This is a genomic window from Halovibrio sp. HP20-59, from assembly GCF_033052795.2.
Taxonomy (GTDB): domain Bacteria; phylum Pseudomonadota; class Gammaproteobacteria; order Pseudomonadales; family Halomonadaceae; genus Vreelandella.
The window spans coordinates 1-364 of record NZ_JAWJUW020000065.1 but is presented as its reverse complement, the minus strand read 5'-3'; the positions used below and the strand labels follow the sequence as shown (position 1 = coordinate 364).

Below are 364 nucleotides of genomic sequence, written 5' to 3'. Positions count from 1 at the left end.
CCCATCACCCGGCTCGCCACCCAGATGAGCTGGAAGCTGCCGGCTCCGGGCGGCAAGACGGCCGGCGAGGTCGAGCTGAGGCTGCAAGACCTGAGCCTGCAAACCCCCGACCTGAGCGGCGATTTCGACCTGGTCTGGAAGCGCGCTGCCGGCTCGACCAGCCCCGGTCATCTGGACCTGAGCGGCCACGCCCGCCAGCTGGACGCAACACGCGTGGCGCGCTACATGCCGATCAGCCTGCCGGCCACGCGCAGCTATCTGGCACGCGCCCTGCTCGGCGGCGAGGCCCGCAACATCAGCGTGCGGCTGAAGGGCGAGCTGCATGACTTCCCTGTCGACGCGCCGCACGCGAACGGCATCTTCC

The 364-nt window shown here is 70.3% G+C and carries 1 protein-coding gene; it reads left to right on the top strand.

Features of this window, described 5'->3' with window-relative positions:
- A partial coding sequence (locus RZA33_RS19405; RefSeq protein ID WP_317509551.1) for a DUF3971 domain-containing protein occupies positions 1 to 364 on the top strand: 364 nt, incomplete at both ends.